Below are 789 nucleotides of genomic sequence, written 5' to 3' on the forward strand. Positions count from 1 at the left end.
ATTATCCGGAACCAAGGTTTCAGGAACACCTCCAAAATATTCTAATGCATGAATATGAGCGATAAGCCAATTCGCTGATTTCATATCCATGAAAGCTTCCACGTAGCTGAATTGGCTATAGGGTAAGGTCGCAATAAAAATGTACGCTGGTATAGCTTCTCCTGTTGAGCGATCAATAATTTCCAACGTAGAACCTGCCCAATCTACTTCCATACTTTCACCAGGTTTTCTTAGAATAGGCATTGTCAATTTGTATTTCTTCGCGTATTTTCCATAATTCTCGGTAAATGTTCGATAAGCATAAGGAATCTTTCCAACCTCACGTGCTTCCGTTGCATACTCATAATGCAATAAAGTCAAAGTTACATTCTTCTTTTGTAATTCCTTATGCACTTTTTCCCAATCAACCGGGAAGTAACCTTTCTCAATAGCCTGTTTTTCTGGAAAGAGTAATGATTCTAACCATGGATTGGTCATGGTATCGTTCAAGCTTTCCACACCAAGTTTCTTCGCTCGATGAACGACTTCAGAGACTGTATTTCTCGAATGACCAGTACTAGAACTAATTGTTCTCTGACTGATTTTTTCAAAATACAACTCTAGAATTTTACGACAATTAATCACAAAAAAACCTCCTGTATAATAATGTCATGCTTGTTTGCATGCAACTTTTATTATACAAGAGGTTGTTCTAATTTATATTGTTGGCTCTCCCGTCCGCAAACGGTGGCTCTATCTTCCGCAATTACTGGCTCAAAACTCCGCACAAGTGGCTCTATTCATCCGCAA

At 38.4% G+C, this 789-nt stretch carries 1 pseudogene; it reads right to left on the reverse strand.

The window, feature by feature from the left end:
- Positions 1–624: pseudogene (locus ACOI1D_RS21735) on the reverse strand (IS21 family transposase); the annotation flags it as partial.
- Between the last annotated feature and the right edge of the window lie 165 nt (positions 625–789).

Source organism: Virgibacillus sp. DJP39 (assembly GCF_049310925.1).
GTDB lineage: Bacteria > Bacillota > Bacilli > Bacillales > Amphibacillaceae > Virgibacillus_F.